General features: G+C 60.3%; 17 protein-coding genes and 1 riboswitch. Of the genes, 10 read left to right on the forward strand and 7 right to left on the reverse strand.

All coding sequences use genetic code 11. From position 1 onward, the window contains the following. Nucleotides 1-384: 384 nt before the first annotated feature. A complete protein-coding gene (gene ilvB / locus ACNA0I_RS22080) occupies nucleotides 385-2,208 on the reverse strand; it encodes a biosynthetic-type acetolactate synthase large subunit (protein ID WP_415808237.1) in 1,824 nt (607 codons plus the stop codon). A gap of 93 nt (nucleotides 2,209-2,301) precedes the next feature. Here ilvB and ACNA0I_RS22085 point away from each other — a divergent pair, with 93 nt between their 5' ends. The 3 genes from ACNA0I_RS22085 (at nucleotide 2,302) to ribB (ending at nucleotide 4,507) form a co-directional block, all read left to right on the forward strand. Further along, nucleotides 2,302-2,775, forward strand: coding sequence for an Lrp/AsnC family transcriptional regulator (locus ACNA0I_RS22085; protein ID WP_415808179.1), 474 nt, complete (start codon nucleotides 2,302-2,304; stop codon nucleotides 2,773-2,775). Nucleotides 2,776-2,915: 140 nt separating this feature from the next. Next, on the forward strand, nucleotides 2,916-3,443 hold the full coding sequence (locus ACNA0I_RS22090) for an SET domain-containing protein (protein WP_415808180.1): 528 nt from the start codon (nucleotides 2,916-2,918) through the stop codon (nucleotides 3,441-3,443). A 39-nt stretch (nucleotides 3,444-3,482) separates the two neighbouring features. After that, nucleotides 3,483-3,634, forward strand: a riboswitch (FMN riboswitch). Between the two features lie 135 nt (nucleotides 3,635-3,769). After that, nucleotides 3,770-4,507 carry a 3,4-dihydroxy-2-butanone-4-phosphate synthase gene (gene ribB / locus ACNA0I_RS22095; protein ID WP_415808181.1) on the forward strand — a complete coding sequence of 246 codons (738 nt, stop codon included), beginning with the start codon at nucleotides 3,770-3,772 and terminating at the stop codon, nucleotides 4,505-4,507. Between the two features lie 125 nt (nucleotides 4,508-4,632). Here ribB and ACNA0I_RS22100 read toward each other — a convergent pair whose 3' ends face one another. Next, nucleotides 4,633-5,148 (reverse strand): nucleoside 2-deoxyribosyltransferase, encoded by a 516-nt coding sequence (locus ACNA0I_RS22100; RefSeq protein ID WP_415808182.1) that lies wholly within the window; start codon nucleotides 5,146-5,148, stop codon nucleotides 4,633-4,635. A 46-nt stretch (nucleotides 5,149-5,194) separates the two neighbouring features. Then, on the reverse strand, nucleotides 5,195-6,124 hold the full coding sequence (panE, locus tag ACNA0I_RS22105) for a 2-dehydropantoate 2-reductase (protein WP_415808183.1): 930 nt from the start codon (nucleotides 6,122-6,124) through the stop codon (nucleotides 5,195-5,197). A gap of 218 nt (nucleotides 6,125-6,342) precedes the next feature. Between panE and ACNA0I_RS22110 the strand changes: the two genes are divergently transcribed. Beyond that, entirely contained in the window at nucleotides 6,343-7,398 is a 1,056-nt protein-coding gene (locus ACNA0I_RS22110; protein WP_415808184.1) for a BMP family protein, read from the forward strand. Here ACNA0I_RS22110 and ACNA0I_RS22115 read toward each other — a convergent pair. Both ACNA0I_RS22115 and ACNA0I_RS22120 read right to left on the reverse strand, forming a co-directional pair. Beyond that, nucleotides 7,380-8,210, reverse strand: a complete 831-nt coding sequence (locus ACNA0I_RS22115) for an AraC family transcriptional regulator (RefSeq protein WP_415808185.1) — start codon at nucleotides 8,208-8,210, stop codon at nucleotides 7,380-7,382. The genes ACNA0I_RS22110 and ACNA0I_RS22115 overlap by 19 nt on opposite strands. A 128-nt stretch (nucleotides 8,211-8,338) precedes the next feature. Then, nucleotides 8,339-9,502 carry an alpha-hydroxy acid oxidase gene (locus ACNA0I_RS22120; RefSeq protein ID WP_415808186.1) on the reverse strand — a complete coding sequence of 388 codons (1,164 nt, stop codon included), beginning with the start codon at nucleotides 9,500-9,502 and terminating at the stop codon, nucleotides 8,339-8,341. Nucleotides 9,503-9,592: 90 nt separating this feature from the next. Between ACNA0I_RS22120 and ACNA0I_RS22125 the strand changes: the two genes are divergently transcribed. The 4 genes from ACNA0I_RS22125 to bioD all read left to right on the forward strand — a co-directional run bounded on the left by ACNA0I_RS22125 (nucleotide 9,593) and on the right by bioD (nucleotide 13,486). Further along, on the forward strand, nucleotides 9,593-9,877 hold the full coding sequence (locus tag ACNA0I_RS22125) for an acylphosphatase (RefSeq protein ID WP_415808188.1): 285 nt from the start codon (nucleotides 9,593-9,595) through the stop codon (nucleotides 9,875-9,877). 367 nt (nucleotides 9,878-10,244) lie between these two features. Beyond that, complete coding sequence (gene bioA, locus ACNA0I_RS22130) at nucleotides 10,245-11,585, forward strand: adenosylmethionine--8-amino-7-oxononanoate transaminase (RefSeq protein ID WP_415808189.1); 1,341 nt, start codon at nucleotides 10,245-10,247, stop codon at nucleotides 11,583-11,585. Between the two features lies 1 nt (nucleotide 11,586). Further along, on the forward strand, nucleotides 11,587-12,780 hold the full coding sequence (gene bioF, locus ACNA0I_RS22135) for an 8-amino-7-oxononanoate synthase (protein WP_415808190.1): 1,194 nt from the start codon (nucleotides 11,587-11,589) through the stop codon (nucleotides 12,778-12,780). Continuing rightward, nucleotides 12,770-13,486, forward strand: coding sequence for a dethiobiotin synthase (gene bioD, locus ACNA0I_RS22140; protein ID WP_415808191.1), 717 nt, complete (start codon nucleotides 12,770-12,772; stop codon nucleotides 13,484-13,486). Before bioF ends, bioD begins: the two co-directional genes overlap by 11 nt. Here the strand turns inward: bioD and ACNA0I_RS22145 are convergent, their stop codons facing one another. Continuing rightward, on the reverse strand, nucleotides 13,487-14,392 hold the full coding sequence (locus ACNA0I_RS22145; protein WP_415808192.1) for a LysR family transcriptional regulator: 906 nt from the start codon (nucleotides 14,390-14,392) through the stop codon (nucleotides 13,487-13,489). A 223-nt stretch (nucleotides 14,393-14,615) separates the two neighbouring features. On the opposite strand from ACNA0I_RS22145, the gene ACNA0I_RS22150 reads away from it, so the two are divergent. Further along, complete coding sequence (locus ACNA0I_RS22150) at nucleotides 14,616-15,482, forward strand: pirin family protein (RefSeq protein ID WP_094823990.1); 867 nt, start codon at nucleotides 14,616-14,618, stop codon at nucleotides 15,480-15,482. Nucleotides 15,483-15,600: 118 nt separating this feature from the next. Then, nucleotides 15,601-16,227 carry an isochorismate family cysteine hydrolase YcaC gene (gene ycaC, locus ACNA0I_RS22155; RefSeq protein WP_415808193.1) on the forward strand — a complete coding sequence of 209 codons (627 nt, stop codon included), beginning with the start codon at nucleotides 15,601-15,603 and terminating at the stop codon, nucleotides 16,225-16,227. Nucleotides 16,228-16,246: 19 nt separating this feature from the next. On the opposite strand, the gene ACNA0I_RS22160 is transcribed toward ycaC, so the two are convergent. Further along, on the reverse strand, nucleotides 16,247-16,978 hold the full coding sequence (locus tag ACNA0I_RS22160; protein WP_415808194.1) for an IclR family transcriptional regulator: 732 nt from the start codon (nucleotides 16,976-16,978) through the stop codon (nucleotides 16,247-16,249). Between the last annotated feature and the right edge of the window lie 17 nt (nucleotides 16,979-16,995).

A 16,995-nucleotide genomic window follows, 5' to 3' on the forward strand; every position in this document is an offset into this window, starting at 1 on the left:
GGCTGGNCAAACTCGCTCCGCTGCGCTCCACTCAAACATGCCCAGCCGACTGCCCCCCGCCTGACAAGGCAGGTTCGGCGGGCTCTACGGGCCGGCAGCGCCTATACGCGACGGACACCGGCTCGCAATGTCTGCAGGTTACGGATGCTTTGATGCGGTGGGTCGTGCTTTGAATGACGGCCTAGTTGTGGTGAGGGACTGCGGTGGCATGCCATGACTGTGAGTCGCGGGCGGTTGCCATGGGCCANGCTGGCCTTTTGAGCNNNGATTTAGCCCGCGAAGCGGGCCGAGGCCCCTGGTCATGGGCCGAGTCNNNGCGGCGACTAGGCCAGCGTGGCCCATGGCAACCGCCCGCGACGTGTTAACAGCGAAAGACCCACGCCATCAAACGCTGTCATCCTCGTACCAAACCCCTTCAGCCAACATCATCCGATGATGCCCCTCGCCAGCAGGCATCATGGGAAAACAGTTTTCCTGCGCAGCCACCGCAACGTCCAGAAAATATGGCCCAGGATGCGCCAGGCATTGCGCCAACGCCTCATCCAGCTGCGCCGGATCGTCCACCCGTGCCGCTCCCCAGCCGAACGCCTTGGCAACTGCAACGAAATCGGGCAGAGATGCGTTGTAGCTGTGGCTATAACGTCCACCGTGAATCAATTCCTGCCATTGGCGCACCATCCCCATATAGCCGTTATTGCACAGCACGACCTTGACGGGCGTGTCATGCTGCATGGCAGTGGATAACTCCTGGATATTCATCAACACCGAAGCATCGCCACTGACACACACCACCGTTTTATCGGGATGTGCCACTTGCGCGCCGATTGCAGCCGGCAGCCCATAGCCCATCGTTCCCGCACCGCCCGAGGTCAACCAACGATTCGGTTTATCGAAACGTAGATATTGCGCGGCCCACATCTGGTGCTGGCCTACATCGGTGGAAATGATCGCGTCGTGGCTGGCCAATGCAGTGTTCAACTGCTGCATCAACTGCTGCGGCAAGATCGCTTCCGGCGTGGGTGAGTAGGCCAGGCAATCTTTCGCACGCCATGTGTCGATCCGGCGCCACCAGTCGGCCAGTCTCGCGGCCGGCAGGGGATGCTCGTTCAGCGCACTGCGCAGTGCATCGATCAAAGGCAGGCAATCGCCAACGAGAGCGACATCGACGCGCACGACCTTGTTGATGGATGCAGGATCGATGTCGATATGGATCTTGCGGGCATGGGGGCAAAATTCGGCGAGTTTGCCGGTGATGCGATCATCAAAGCGCGCACCGATGCATACCACCAGGTCGGCCTCATGCATGGCCATGTTGGCCTCTAACGTGCCGTGCATGCCCAGCATGCCCACGAATTGAGGATCTGATGCGGGAAACGCTCCCAGGCCCATCAATGTCAGCGTGCAGGGCGCCCCCGTGTGACGCACGAGATCGGTGAACGCCTGGCAGGCCTGCGGGCCGGAATTGATCAGGCCGCCACCACCATAAAAAACGGGCCGACGCGCCTGTGCGATCAGGGCCGCAGCACGGCGCACTGCAGTTTGCGGCAGTTTCAATGGGGCTTTGCCCGCTTGCCGGCGCGCGCGCAATGCGGCGACACGCGAGCCTTCTGAGAGCTCTGCCGTCTCGGGCGATGACGACAACGGGGTCAACTGCACGTCTTTCGGAAAATCCACGAGCACAGGCCCCGGCCGTCCCTGACGCGTCAGATCAAAGGCGCGCCCGACCACATCGGCCACGTTATCGACGGTGCGAATCTGGGTATTCCACTTGGTGACGGAGCGCGAAATCCCCATGGCATCGCACTCCTGGAAAGCGTCCGTGCCAATCGCGGTGGTGGCCACCTGGCCGCTGATGCACAACACCGGAATCGAATCGCACATGGCATCCAGCAAACCGGATGTCGTGTTCGCCATCCCCGGACCCGAGGTCACAAATACCACGCCGGGCCGGCCGGTGGTGCGGGCATAGCCTTCAGCGGCGTGGACTGCCGCCTGCTCATGGCGCACCAGCACGTGACGCAAACGCGGCTCGGCGTACAGCGCATCGTAAAGCGGGAGTACGGCGCCCCCCGGATAACCGAACACAGTATCGACACCACGCGCAATCAACGTGTCGAGCAAAATTTGCGCCCCGTTGCGGGCGGGGCGGGAGTCGGAATTCAAGGCGGCGAGGGCGCTGGCGTGGAGTCGATCGTTCATAGTGGATATCTTATGCCTTTCTGCCCAGAAGATTTCTCTTATTTTCTCCAAATTCCGGGATTTTCCAGTAAATTAATCTTTGTTTTTAAGGAAACCCAGAAAATGAAACTAGACAAATTTGATCTTGCCATTTTGAGGGCCTTACAGCGAAACGCCCGAGCCAGTCTCAATGAGATCGGCGCCGAGGTCGGCCTGTCGTCCACGCCGTGCTGGAACCGCATCAAGCGCATGGAGTCCGCGGGCGTCATTCGCGGCTATACGGTGGATCTGGATCCTGCCAGTCTGGGCTTCATGGATACCGTCATCGTGCACATCACGCTGGAAAGCCACAGCGAGGAAACCCTTTACGAATTTGGCCGCGCGCTGGCGCAGATTCCTGAGGTCCTGGAGGCCTTTCTCGTATCGGGCGACTATGACTACTACATCCGCATCGCCGTGCGCGACACGCGCGACTATGAACGGCTATTGCGCGAACAGCTTTATCGCATTCCGGGCATTCGCCATAGCAAGTCCTGTTTTGTGTTGCGCCGATTGAAGGAAACGCAATTGCCCTTGAATACGGAGATCACCACGTGACGACCGCGCAGAACGCGTTGCCTTGCCCCATGCACTTGTCCACCCAAAAGGGCCACGCGGATCTGGCAAAACGCATCGCTTAGGGACTGTCATCCATTGCACCTATAATCCCCGCTGGCCCGCTACCTGGCTTTGCCTTCATGACCACTGCAGAATCCCCCAAGCCCTGGCACGTCGTGCGCCGCTCCAAGCTGCACGGCAATGGTGTCTTTGCTGCCCGCAAGATCCCCGCCGGCACCCAGATCATCGAATACCAAGGCGCACGCATCAGCGCCAAGGAAGCCGATCGCCGTCACCCCACCAACCCCGACGATCCGTTCCACACGTTCTTCTTTTCGCTGAGCTCGGGCCGCGTGATCGACGGCGGCGACAACGGTAATGATGCTCGCTGGATCAACCATGCCTGCGAGCCCAACTGCGAATCCCAGGAAAGCGCCGGCGGCAAGCGCGTCTTCATCACCGCACTGCGCGATATTGCGCGTGGCGAAGAACTGTTCTACGACTATGGCCTGGTGCTCGAGGACAAGATCACCAAAAAGCTCAAAGCAGCTTATCTCTGCCTGTGCGGCGCGCCGACCTGCCGCGGCACCATGCTGGCGGTCAAGACAAAGAAAAAGAAAAACAAGAAAGACAAGAAGGCCCTGAAAGATCAGGCCTCCTCGGACTAGGCGTACAATGTCCTTCGTGCCGCGTGTTGCGGCATAGCAGTACGTCTTCAGGGCGGGGCGAAAATCCCCACCGGCGGTAAGCCACAATTGGCGAGCCCGCGAGCGCCCGGTCTGTCTCATGGCAGCCGGGGTCAGCAGATCTGGTGCGATTCCAGAGCCGACGGTTACAGTCCGGATGAGAGAAGATGTGCCAGCTGAACCCACCCAATCGCGGGCAATCCGTCTCGGCCATAGGCCGTCGCGCGCTGCTTGGCTGTTGTACGGGCAAAGATGGCTATCATGTGCCCTGAAACGTTTTTCGCCACCTTTTTTGCGAGAGCGTTTCAATGTCTAGCGTTATTTCTACCGCAATTCCCACCAGCCACAGCGCCGGTATCCCAGCCTCACCGTATTCCCCGCCCGATCTCTACGCGCAACCGTTCCAAACCCGGCTGACGCGGGCATTGCATCATCTGCGCCTGGGCCGTCCCGTCATCTTGATGGACGATTTCGATCGCGAAAACGAGGCCGACCTGATCGTCGCTGCCGACAAGCTCACCGTCCCCGTCATGGCACAACTGATCCGCGACTGCAGCGGTATCGTCTGCCTGTGCCTGACCGATGAGACCTTGGATCAGTTGCAGTTGCCCCCCATGGTGGCACGCAACGAAAGCCGCTTCAGCACCGCGTTCACGGTGTCTATCGAAGCCCGCAACGGCGTGTCCACCGGCGTCTCCGCCGCCGACCGCGTCACCACGATCCGGGCCGCGATCGCCACCAGTGCCCAAGCCGACGATATCGTCAGCCCCGGCCATGTGTTTCCCTTGCGGGCGCAACCGGGTGGCGTGTTGACGCGGCGTGGCCACACCGAAGGCTCGGTCGATCTCGCCGTGCTGGCAGGTCTGCGCCCAGCCGCCGTATTGTGCGAGCTGATGAATCCCGACGGCACCATGATGCGCGGCCCGGCTATCGCACGCTATGCAGCGGAACATGGCTTGGTCGCCTTGACCATTGCCGAGCTGGCCGATCATCGACGTCAATTAGAACGAGCGGGCGCAACAGCGCCAGATGCTGTCGCCGCGTAATTAAAACGAGCCAGACAGACGCTGACCCCGCGTGCTTCATGCCAACGCTGATGGCGACGTAACGGGCCTGACGGTCTAACGATCGTCAGGCCTCAAACACCGTGATACGCCTGCGGCTTGATCCGTCAGGCGTCTTGCGCATGATGCAGCGTCCGCGCCATACGAGCCAGGCACTCTGCCGCATCCCCTACGACCACCGACGCACTGCAGGCCAGCATCAAATTAAGATTCAGGCCAAAGTCCTCGACGGTATAGCCTTCGCCATCAACATGACGCGGCGGATCATCATGTTGCGCGACCGCCAGACGTTGCACCAACGAATCCGCCTCGTCCACATAGGCCCATACCGGCTTGCCCAGTGCCGAGGCATAGCCCACCTCGAACGCCGTCCCCGAGTCGGGCTCCGCGCCGCGAAACGCATTCAGATTCGCCATCACCGCATCGGCCTGACGAATGAGCGCGACATTGGCCTCGTAGATCCACTGCGCCAAAGCCCGTCCCGACAGATGGGCCGGCGCCTGGTTGTCCAGGGGATACAGCCCCTCAAAGCCATAGCGGCGGCATTGCCGTTTCAACCATGCACCGTAAACCAGCGAGTCCGCACGAAACACGTCAAAGCCCGCCAGGTAGATCGTCTTCATCGGTTACCTCAGTCTGCGCACACCACACCGCCCAGGCCTGCGCGGCCTACTCTTTCGCTGCACGCTGCGCCTGATAGACCTGCAGATGGGTATAAGCCACTCGCAGATGCGGCACATCCAGCTGCAATACGCCGGCGCGCCGCACCATATCGCCAACAATGTGATCGGCCTCGACCGGCGCATTCAAGCTCAGATCGCGATACATGGACGCGGTCATGGGCGACTGGCGGTCCGTCAGGATCTTCAGTGCCGACTCGTCCGCCTCGGCACGCACGGCATGCCCGGACGCCGCTGCCACCTGCTGGCATTCCCTGAGCAGGCTGCGCAGAATGTCCTCTCCCGAATCCGTCGACGCGATCTGTCCGATGGGTCCGCGCATCAGGCAGGTCGCCGACGCCATGGTGGTCAGGAACACGTACTTTTCCCAGATGTCCTGCTGAATCTCTGTGCTCAGGCGGCTGGTGAATGCTGCATCGGCCAATGCGGCCTCCAGTGCAGTACAACGCGCACTGCGCGGCTCGCCGGCGCGTTCGCCGTACACAAACACCGCATGCTGACCTAGATGCTTGACCTGGCCCTCCGCCCCCAGCGTCGCATTGATCTGACAGAGCCCACCCAATACGCGCGATGCCCCAAACGCCGCATCCAGGGCATCGTATTGCAGCACCCCGTTCATGATCGGCAAAATCGCCGTATCCGGCCCGACCGCAGGACGAATCGCCTCGATCGCACTGGACAGGTCATAAGCCTTGCAGCTGACCACCACCACGTCATAGGCCGCTTTCAATTCGTCCGCCGTGACCAACTGCGGCTGCACGACGGCATCGCCACGCGGACTTTCGATCCTCAACCCCTCTGCCCGCAGCTTTTGGGCACGCGCCTCTCGTACCAGAAACGTCACATCGGCGCCCGCTTGCGCGGCCCGCCCGCCGAAATAGCCGCCCGTACCGCCAGCGCCAAGGAACAACAATCTCATGCGTTTCTCCAGTGAATGCTGCGCACCGCTTCAGGACGGGCGCGGAATCTGAAATTATGCACCCATGCAGGCCTCACACGGGGCACAAGCTGCCTATAATCATCGCTACGCGCAGTGACGACGCACTACAGCGCCAGCTCGTCATGTTGCACTGCGCGACTTGTGCGCATGGCGCGGCCTTATGCCGCAATGTTACTGGGCGATCAGGAACCTCACCCATGACTATTGGTGCTTCTTTGCCAACAACCGAACTAACACGACGACGCGCGCTGCTGCAGCTCGGCGCAGCGGTGGGCGCTATCCTGATAGCAGGAAAACTCCACGCGCAATCCGGCGACAAGATCAAAGTCGCCGCCGTCTACACTGTCCCGATCGGGCAACCTTGGGTATCACGCGTACACACAGCACTGGTGCTGGCCCGGTCTCGCGGCGAGATCGACTACCTCTATTCGGAGAATATCCTTCCCGAAAACTACGAGGCGACAATGCGCAAATACGCCCAGCAGGGCGTACAACTCATCATCGGCGAAGCTTTCGACAGCGAGTCCAGCGTCTATCGGATTGCCAAAGACTATCCAACCATTGCGTTCCTGGTCGGCTCCACAAACCGTCCGCAACAACCCAATCTTTCGGTTTTCAACAACTACATCCAGGAACCCGTCTATCTGGCCGGCATGATTGCCGGCGGCATGAGCCAAACCGGCACTATCGGCCTGATCGCCTGCGATCCCATCCCGGGCACCAACCGCTTATTGCACGCCTTTATGGATGGCGTACGCGAAATCAATCCCGACTCAAAATTTCTCCTCACGTTCATCCATTCGCGCTTTGATCCGCTCAAAGCCAAACAAGCGGCCTTTTCCCAAATCGACCAGGGGGCCGACGTCCTTTACGCAGAGCACTTCGGCGCTGCCGAGGCAGCCGAACAACGTGGCAAGCTGATCATCAGCAATATCGTCGACATGCAAGCTCAGTATCCCGATACCGTTATCTCTTCGGCGGTATGGGATATGGCGCCGACCATCGAGCGAGCGTTGACCATGGTCAAGCGCGGCACATTCAAGGCGGACGATTACGGCAAATACTCGCAAATGCGCTACCAGGGCGCGATGCTGGCGCCGCTAGGGACCTTTAAAGACAAAGTCCCCAGCGCACTGATCGCTCGCGTAGAGGCCCGTCAACAGACCATGCTCGACGGGCGCTTCACCATCAAGCTCAACGAGGCACCGTTGTCTCCGACCGGCCGTTCATCGACTCAAATGAGCGGCAAATAAATACGCGTTTTTAGTTCCGCAGCAGGGGTCGTCTTCGGATCATTGACGTATTCTTCCCACATGGGAAAATCCCGCGTTTCATAGCCGCTAGCCGGCAACCATTGCCCGAATAACCAGTTATACGCCGACTCCAACTCACTGTACGGCCCCGTATATTCCAATACGGCGCAACGCGTGGCAGGCAACGCAAATGGTTCAAACACCGCATCCACGGCCGCTCCATCGGGCAACGTAAAACCCGCTAGCGAGCGCAACTGATCAGCCGGCACCTGTTGCGGATCATCGAAATACACGCCAAACGACCGTGTCGCAGGCCCGACCAATTCGCGACCGGATGCCAACAAGAACAAGCGGTCGAACGTCATGCCGATATGTTGATAATCGCCGTGATGCGCCAGCGTTGCCAACGATGCGCCCGCGAAAGTTTCGATAGTAGTGGGATACATGCCAAGCTCCTGAGGATTAAAGGGCCTGGAGCGCGCATGCCGGTAACGCCCCGGCGGTACGCCGAAGGTGGTCCCGAAAGCCCGGTTGAACGCCGCTTGCGAGGTATATCCCGCACGTTGCGCCACCTGCTGCATGGGCCGGTCTCCCGCAAGATCCGTCGACGCACGATGCATGCGCAAGCGCAACATCGTAGCGTTCACCGTCTCACCCATCAACGCGCGATAGACACGATGAAAGTGATACGGCGACAAGCATGCCAAATCGGCCAGCAGGTACAAGTCCGGCGTCGCGTCAGGATGCGACGCCAACCATTGCAACACAGGGTCCAGCCGGTTGGCGTAATGAATGCGGGTTTTGGCTTTCATTCGTTCTCCAGTGCTTGCACTGTAACGAGGGCCTATTTGCAGATTTTGCGCTTTTGCGATGACTCACCCTGCCCAAGCCAATGCAGGCCTCTTGCACCCGGCCTTGCGAGCATCTCTCGCCAAGCAGGTCAGGAGGGGAAAGTCCCCGGCAGCAACATGCCCCGATCGCCCGGCGTCAGCGACTTGCGCCCGCACAGCGCCATCGTCACGTCCAATTCCTTGTAGAGGATTTCCAGGGCACGGGTCACGCCCGCTTTTCCATATGCCCCCAAGCCATACAAAAATGCGCGTCCGATCATGGTGCCGCGCGCGCCCAGGGACACGGCCTTCAGCACATCCTGACCCGATCGAATGCCACCATCCATCCACACCTCGATCCGTGATCCCACCGCATCCGCAATGGCAGGCAGCGCCGCGATTGACGACATTGCGCCGTCCAATTGACGCCCGCCATGATTACTGACAATCAGTGCGTCAGCGCCGCTATCGACAGCCAAACGCGCATCCTCGACGTCCAGGATGCCTTTCAGGATCAATTTTCCACCCCAGCGCTGCTTGATCCACTCGACATCGTTCCAGCTCAAACAAGGATCAAATTGCTCTGCGGTCCACGACCCGAGCGACGACATATCGGCGACGCCTTTCGCATGACCGACGATATTGCCGAACGTACGGCGCGGTGTGCCCAGCATTCCCAGGCACCAGCGCGGCTTGGTCGCCAGGTTGATCAGATTCGCCAAGGTCGGCTTGGGCGGCGTCGACAGACCATTGCGGATATCTTTGTGGCGCTGCCCCATGATCTGCAGATCCAACGTCAACACCAGCGCCGAACAATTTGCCGCCTTGGCACGATCAATCAGGTTCCCGACAAAATCGCGATCACGCATCACATACAGCTGAAACCAGAATGGCTTGCCCGTCGCGCGCGCCACGTCTTCGAGCGAGCAGATGCTCATCGTCGACAGCGTAAAAGGCACACCGAACTCAGCCGCTGCTTGCGCGGCCAGCATTTCGCCATCCGCGTGCTGCATGCCCGTCAAGCCCGTCGGCGCGATCGCCACCGGCATAATGGCATCGGCGCCTGCCATCGTGGTGCGCAACGAGCGGCCTTCCATATTGACGGCGACCCGCTGACGCAGCTTGATTTTTTGAAAATCACTTTCGTTGGCACGATACGTGCTCTCGGTCCATGCCCCCGAATCGGCGTAGTCATAGAACATGCGTGGCACGCGTTTCTGCGCCAATACACGCAGGTCTTCGATGCAGGTTATTTTGGCGAGGTTCCGGCTCATAGGACACTATTGCAAAATAGAGGGCTCCGAAAGTATACGCGCCGCTCCAGGCGCCGCTGCGCCAGATCAATCAGGTATCAAAGGATTCTCATGCAAGTCCCTCAACACGAAACCGTACACGCTGTCATCAAAGGCGTCGTACAAGGCGTGGGCTACCGGCACGCCACCGTGCGCCGTGCCCATATGCTGGGTGTCACCGGATGGGTGCAAAACATGGAAGACGGCACCGTACAAGCTATGGTGCAAGGCAGCCCTGATCAGGTCGATCACATGCTGGAATGGCTGCGCCGCGGCCCGCCCGGTGCGATCGTGCGCGAGCTGATTACCGAGCGTGAATACACCGACAAGCGTTACGTACGCTTCGAGCAACTGTAGGCCCAACGCATAGCAGCCGCCATGCTGTAGGTGCTTGTGGCCCCCATGCCCGAGTGCCACGCACGGTGCCTGCCGCTCGCACGCTCCGCCGCGACCTGATTGCCAGTGGCATCAACAGATGAATTTTCAAATTGTTTCATTTGTTCTGCCCCGAAAGATAGGTACCAGATGACAGCGCGATCTTCCGAACGCACCGGCAAATGCCGCCTATTTCTCTCATATATCACCTAAAACTCATAAATTCGCAGGATTGCCAGCGCGTGCGCGCACTCCTTACTATCCGCCCCTCAATGGCCTGACCGGGCTATTCAACCGCAGTGCGCCTATTGCCCGCGGACCCGGCGAGGCACCTTCCATGGAGTCGCGGATGCACCATCGCACGCACCTTACCCAGTCCGCCGAATGGCGGGCGCGCAGCCTGCGCCATGTATGGCACCCGTGCACACAGATGAAGCGCCAGGCCACTTTGCCATTGCTGGCGCTGTCTCACGGCACCGGCCCGTGGTTAGTGGATATGGACGGGCGGCGTTACCTGGATGGCATCAGCTCTTGGTGGGTGAATCTGTTCGGCCATGCCAATACGCGTATCAATGCCGCCTTGAACGATCAGTTGAGCCGCCTGCCGCATGCCATGCTGGCGGGTTGCACTCACGCCCCGGCCGTCGAGCTGGCCGAACGTTTGTCCATCCTGACAGGCGGCGCACTGGGCCATTGCTTCTTTGCCTCGGACGGCGCATCCGCCGTGGAAATCGCCTTGAAAATGAGCTTCCACGCTTGGCGCAATCTTGGGCACGATCAAAAGCGTGAGTTCGTCTGCATACGCCACAGCTACCACGGTGAAACCCTCGGTGCGCTCAGCGTCACCGATGTCGCAGTATTCCGGAATGCCTATGGACCGTTACTCGGCCACGCCCATGTCGTGGCCTCCCCCGACGCGCGAACCGCGCAAGCTGGCGAAGACGCCCTGGCAGTGGCGCAACGTGCCGCGTCCGATCTGCAAACTCTGCTTGAGACGCGCCATGCACAGATTGCCGCCATCATCGTCGAACCTCTGGTGCAATGCGCTGCCGGCATGGCCATGCACCATCCAGCCTACCTGCGCCGTGTGCGTGAGTTATGCGACCAATACAGCGTGCATCTGATTGCCGACGAGATCGCCGTCGGATGTGGACGTACGGGATCCTTCTTTGCCTGCGAGCAGGCGGAAATCTGGCCGGACCTGATGACATTGTCCAAAGGCATCTCGGGCGGCACGCTGCCTTTGTCGCTGGTGTTGAGCACAGACGCCATCCACGAAACGTTTTACGACGACCAAATTGCCCGCGGCTTTCTGCACTCGCATTCCTACACGGGTAACCCCATGGCGTGCCGGGCTGCGCTGGCCACACTGGAAATCTTCGATACCGACGATGTGCTGGCGCGTAACCGTGACCGCGCGGCGGTACTGGATGCCGCCCTGGCACCGTTGCAGGCACACGCGGCAGTCCACCACATCCGGCGCACGGGCATGATCTGGGCATTCGATGTCGCGGCAGATGCCGGCTTCGGCCAACGCTATGCCTCTGCCGCACTGGCGCGCGGGCTGTTGCTGCGCCCCATTGGCAACACCGTTTATCTGATGCCGCCCTATGTCTTGGATGACGACACAGCCATTTGGCTTGCACGGCAAACATTGGCCGCTTTAGACGACGCGCTGGAGCACCACTGACATGCGTTTGCTCGATACCCTGCATACCAACCTGCAAGCGCTGGACGCCCTGCATCTACGCCGGCATAGGCGAACCACCGAATCCCCCTGCACCCCGCACGTGCGCGTCGACGGCCGAGACATGCTGGCCTTTTGCAGCAACGATTACCTGGGTCTAGCCACGCACCCCGCCATTATCGCTGCCCTCGCCGAGGGGGCAGTACGCTATGGCGCAGGCAGCGGCGCGTCACACCTGATCAGTGGTCACGGCCACGCGCACATGCAATTAGAAGAGCGTCTGGCCGCCATGATGGCCGGGCACATCGAAATGCCGCGCGCGTTGTACTTTTCGACTGGCTACATGGCCAACATGGCGGTGTTGGGCGCGCTGGCAGACAAAGATGCCGAACTTTATTCCGACGCACTCAACCATGCTTCGCTGATCGACGGCGCACGTCTGTCGCGTGCCCGCGTCCACATCTATCCCCACAACGATATAGACGCGCTTGCCAGTTTGCTGGCCGCAAGCCGTGCGTCGACCCGGCTGATCGTCACCGACGGCGTATTCTCTATGGACGGCGACATCGCTCGCTTGCGCCAGTTGCTGCAATTGGCCGAACACCATCATGCCTGGCTGGTGATAGACGACGCACATGGGTTCGGAGTATTGGGCGAACATGGCCGGGGTGTCGTGGAACATGCCGACTTGCGTTCGCCGCATCTGATCGTAGTAGGTACGCTGGGCAAGGCGGCCGGTGTCAGCGGCGCATTCGTGGCCGCCCATGGCACCGTTATCGACTGGCTGGTCAATCGCGCACGCCCCTATATTTTCAGCACCGCCGCAGCCCCCGCACTGGCCCATGCGTTACTGACCAGCATCGACCTGATCGAAGGCGCAGAGGGCCGCCAACGACGCGCACACTTGCGCGCCCTGACACAACGTCTGCAATCCGGACTTCAACTGCATCGCTGGCAATATCACCCCATGCCCACCGCTATCCAGCCCATCGTGCTGGGCGAAAATTCCCAGGCGCTGCATGCCACTGCGGAACTTGAACGGCTGGCCCTCTGGGTGCCCGCGATCCGGCCGCCCACCGTCCCCCCAGGAACGGCTCGTCTGCGCGTCACGCTATCGGCAGCACATACCGACGCCGATGTGGATCGGTTGACGGCCGCCCTGAACCACCTGGACAGCGAGGCCAGCCATGCACCATGATCCACGCCCCGGAGACGTCTTCGTCACAGGGACCGACACCGAAATAGGCAAAACGCTGATTGCGTGCGCACTGTTGCACGCGGCTGCCCGGCAAGGATGGCGCGCCGCCGGCATAAAGATAACGGCCGCCGGCGCCGATTACATCGGAGGCCGGTGGCAAAACGAAGACGTAGAACAACTTCGTCACGCCAGCTCGGCGACGCTGCCCGACGCCGCGAGTTGCCCGTACATTTTGCCCCAGGCCGTAGCCCCGCATATCGCGGCTGCCGCTATCGGCGTCACACTCGACATGGAGACCATACACCGCGCCTACCAAATCGCCACGGCCCACGCAGATGCTGTGGTTGTCGAAGGCGTCGGGGGCTTCCGGGTGCCATTGGACGATCATCAGGATACCGCCGATCTGGCGCAGCGATTACGCTTGCCGGTCATCCTGGTGGTCGGTATGCGATTAGGCTGCATCAGCCACGCCCTATTGACCGCCGAGGCGATCGCGGCGCGCGGGCTGCGCCTGGCAGGCTGGGTGGCCAACCACGTCGATCCAGACATGCAGCATAGTGAGGCCAATGTGCAGACACTGGCCCACCGCCTGCCGGCCCCTCTGATCGGGAACGTACCGTATATGACGCAGCCCGATCCGGAAACCGTGGCGCAGCATCTGCGAGTATCGACGCTCTTTCCTACCCGCAACCTCGCGAGCCCTTGATCAGTCATCCTCCAACGCGGCGAATTGATCGGCCAGAAAATCGATCAACGCCCTCACTGAAGGCAATTGCCCGCGCCGCGATGCAAATACCGCATGCACAATCTCGCGGCGCGGAGCCCAGTCCGGCAACACCGTCACGAGTTCACCACGCTCGAATTGCCCACGCAGCAGCATGGTGGGCAATTGCACGATTCCCACTCCCGCTACGGCCGCGGCGCGCAGCGCTAACATTCCACGCGTAATCAACCTCGGCTGATGACGGATCGCCGCATGCACCCCATTCGGTCCAAACAAATTCCATACATGCTCGCCCTGCGGTAAACCCAAACCCAAACTAGGTAGGCTGCCCAGATCTGCAGGAACCTCGGGCTTGCCGGCGCGCGCCAACAACGCCGGACTCGCGACCAGGCACTGCCCACGTTCCGTAAATACCCGCATGATCAAATCACTGTCTTGCAGAGGCGGAGGCCGCACCCGGATCGCCACATCGATGCCTTCGGCCACCACGTCCACGCGGCGGTTGGTTTCTTCCAGGTGAATCTCAACCAGGGGGCACTGCACCATAAACGCCGCCAGCATCTCGGCCACCTGAGCGTCCAGCAGCGCGACGGGACACGTCACCCGCACCACCCCACGCGGTTCCGCCTGAGTCACCGCAATGGCTTCCTCGGCCGCCTCCGCTTCCACCAACATCGCCTTGCAATGCACGTAAAAGGTCTGCCCGATCTCCGTCACCGCAAACTGCCGTGTCGTGCGCATCAACAGTCGCGTATTCAGCCTGGTTTCCAATAAAGCGATTCGCCGGCTGAGTTTGGATTTGGGCACGCCCAGCGCACGCCCGGCGGGTGCGAATCCCCCGTGGTCCACCACCTGTACAAAATAATAAAGATCGTTCAAATCGTGCACAGTGGCTCCTGATCTGTCAGGCACCCGTTCCTCAGTCCGATCCCCTGCGGCCCAATGCAATGCGCAGCGCGGTATCGTCGAATGACCCGATGCCATCCATCATCGTTCTTTAAATAGAACACTAAGAACAAATTTTACGTACTACCGCCTCGATTGTCCCGAATCTATAGTTCTATCCATGGCGCTGCGACATCTGCTTGCAGCCAAGCACTGGAGAAACACGATGAAGAAAGTCCTCGGCGTCTATAGCGCACCGCGTCCCCACTGGGTTGGCGACGGCTTTCCCGTACGTTCGATGTTCGGCTACGACAGCCACGGCAAACACCTCAGCCCGTTCCTGCTGCTGGACTACGCCGGGCCCGCGCAATTCGCGCCTGCCGCCCGTCCCCGTGGCGTAGGTCAGCACCCGCATCGCGGCTTTGAAACCGTCACCATCGTGTACCAGGGCGAAGTCGACCATCGCGACTCCACCGGCGCCGGCGGCCACATCGGCCCGGGCGACGTCCAATGGATGACGGCGGCAGGCGGCATTCTGCACGAGGAATTTCATTCCGAAGCGTTCACCCGCCAAGGTGGCGCGCTGGAAATGGTGCAACTCTGGGTCAATCTGCCGGCACGCGACAAAATGTCCGCGCCAGGCTATCAAACCCTGTTGAATCGCGACATTCCCTCGGTAGCGCTGCCCGACGGTGCCGGTCAGGTCCGTGTCATCGCTGGCGAGTTCGACGGCCATCGCGGCCCGGCGCAGACTCACACTCCCATGAATGTCTGGGATGTGCGTCTGAACCAGCAAGGTGTCGCGACGTTTGACGTCCCCGAAGGCCACACGCTGGCATTGGTGGTGTTGCGCGGCACAGTGATGGTCAACGGTGCAGAAATCGTTCGCGAAGCGCAGCTGGTCCATCTGGAGCGCGACGGCACCCAAGTCCAGGTCGAAGCCAACAACGACGCCACACTGCTGCTGCTCAGCGGCGAACCGATCGACGAGCCCATCGTGGGCTACGGTCCCTTCGTCATGAATAGCGACGCCGAAATCCGTCAGGCCATCGACGATTTCAACCGCGGCCGTTTTGGCCAAATGACGCATTGACTTGACCCGATGCGCGCCGTCCTCGATTCGACAGCGCGCATCGCCCACCACCTCGCCCATGCGAGCCATATTTAACCCTGCCCGCCCGGGCGCCGCCTGAGTGCAATCGGAGATCATCATGACCAAACCCTACACCCGCCTGGACAAAAACAACGCCGCCGTCTTGTTGGTGGACCACCAAGCCGGCCTGCTGTCCCTCGTACGCGACATCGATCCCGACAAATTCAAAAACAACGTGCTGGCCCTGGCCGACATGGCCAAGTATTTCAACCTGCCCACCATTCTGACCACCAGCTTCGAAACCGGCCCGAATGGCCCGCTCGTCCCCGAACTGAAAGCCCAGTTCCCCGATGCCCCGTACATTGCTCGCCCCGGTCAGATCAACGCCTGGGACAACGAAGACTTCGTCAAAGCCATCAAGGCCACCGGCAAAAAACAGCTGATCATCGCTGGCGTTGTCACCGAAGTCTGCGTCGCATTCCCTGCACTGTCAGCACTGGAAGAAGGCTTCGACGTATTCGTCATCACCGATGCCTCCGGGACCTTTAATCCGCTCACGCGCGACGCTGCCTGGGACCGCATGAGCGCCGCGGGTGCCCAGTTGATGACATGGTTCGGCGCGGCATGCGAACTGCATCGCGACTGGCGCAACGACATCGAAGGCCTGGCAGAATTGTTCTCGAACCACATCCCTGACTATCGCAACCTGATCACCAGCTACAACACGCTGACGCAGGCGAAGTAATCAGCGCGAGCTAAAGCGATCAAAAAATAGAGGACTTCAGGCCCATCAAGACCTTCTGGTATTCCTTCTCATTGCGCTTGAAACGATTGAGCGGGCCTGAAATTGAAAACGCGGTCAACCGATCGCCGATACGCCCCGCAATCGCTAACGCTCCGACGTCTTCGACGCCCTCGTTAGCGCTGCGAGCGTAGCCGCTTTTTCTTACCGATGCGATTTCCTTCAGTAGCAACTTCGGGTCGGTTATCGTCTGAGCCGTTAGTGGTTTCAGCGGTTTCTTCGTCAATAACTTCAGGGCTTCTTCGTCTGTCAGCTCGGCCAACAATGCCTTGCCCAACGCAGACACATGCAGGCCGAAACGCGACCCCACGTCGAACACATACCGCAAATGATGCCGGCTCTGGCGTAAACCCGTGATTTCCACATGGTGGCTGCCGAGAATGCCGGAAATCGCGGTCTCTCCCGTTCGCTCGCTCAATAAATCCAGCGCGTCATTGCACATGCGGGCAATGGGGTCGTTCTCTGAAATCGACAATCCCAGTGCATGGAAGCGTGGCGAGGGATAAAAACGCCGTGAACGCTCCGTGCGTATTAAATAGCCCGTCTCTACCAGAGTATGTAACAGATCCGACGCACTGCTCTCCGCAATCTGAAGCAACTTTGCCACATCAGCGTTAGATAGCTCCCGCCGTTCATGTGCAAAAATCTCGAAAATTGTCAACGCTCTCGCCGCGGCGGTAACAAATGTTGGCATAGGAAAACCGGATAAGT

The sequence above is a fragment of the Bordetella muralis genome, from assembly GCF_965139205.1.
In the GTDB taxonomy this organism is placed as follows: domain Bacteria; phylum Pseudomonadota; class Gammaproteobacteria; order Burkholderiales; family Burkholderiaceae_B; genus Bordetella_A; species Bordetella_A muralis.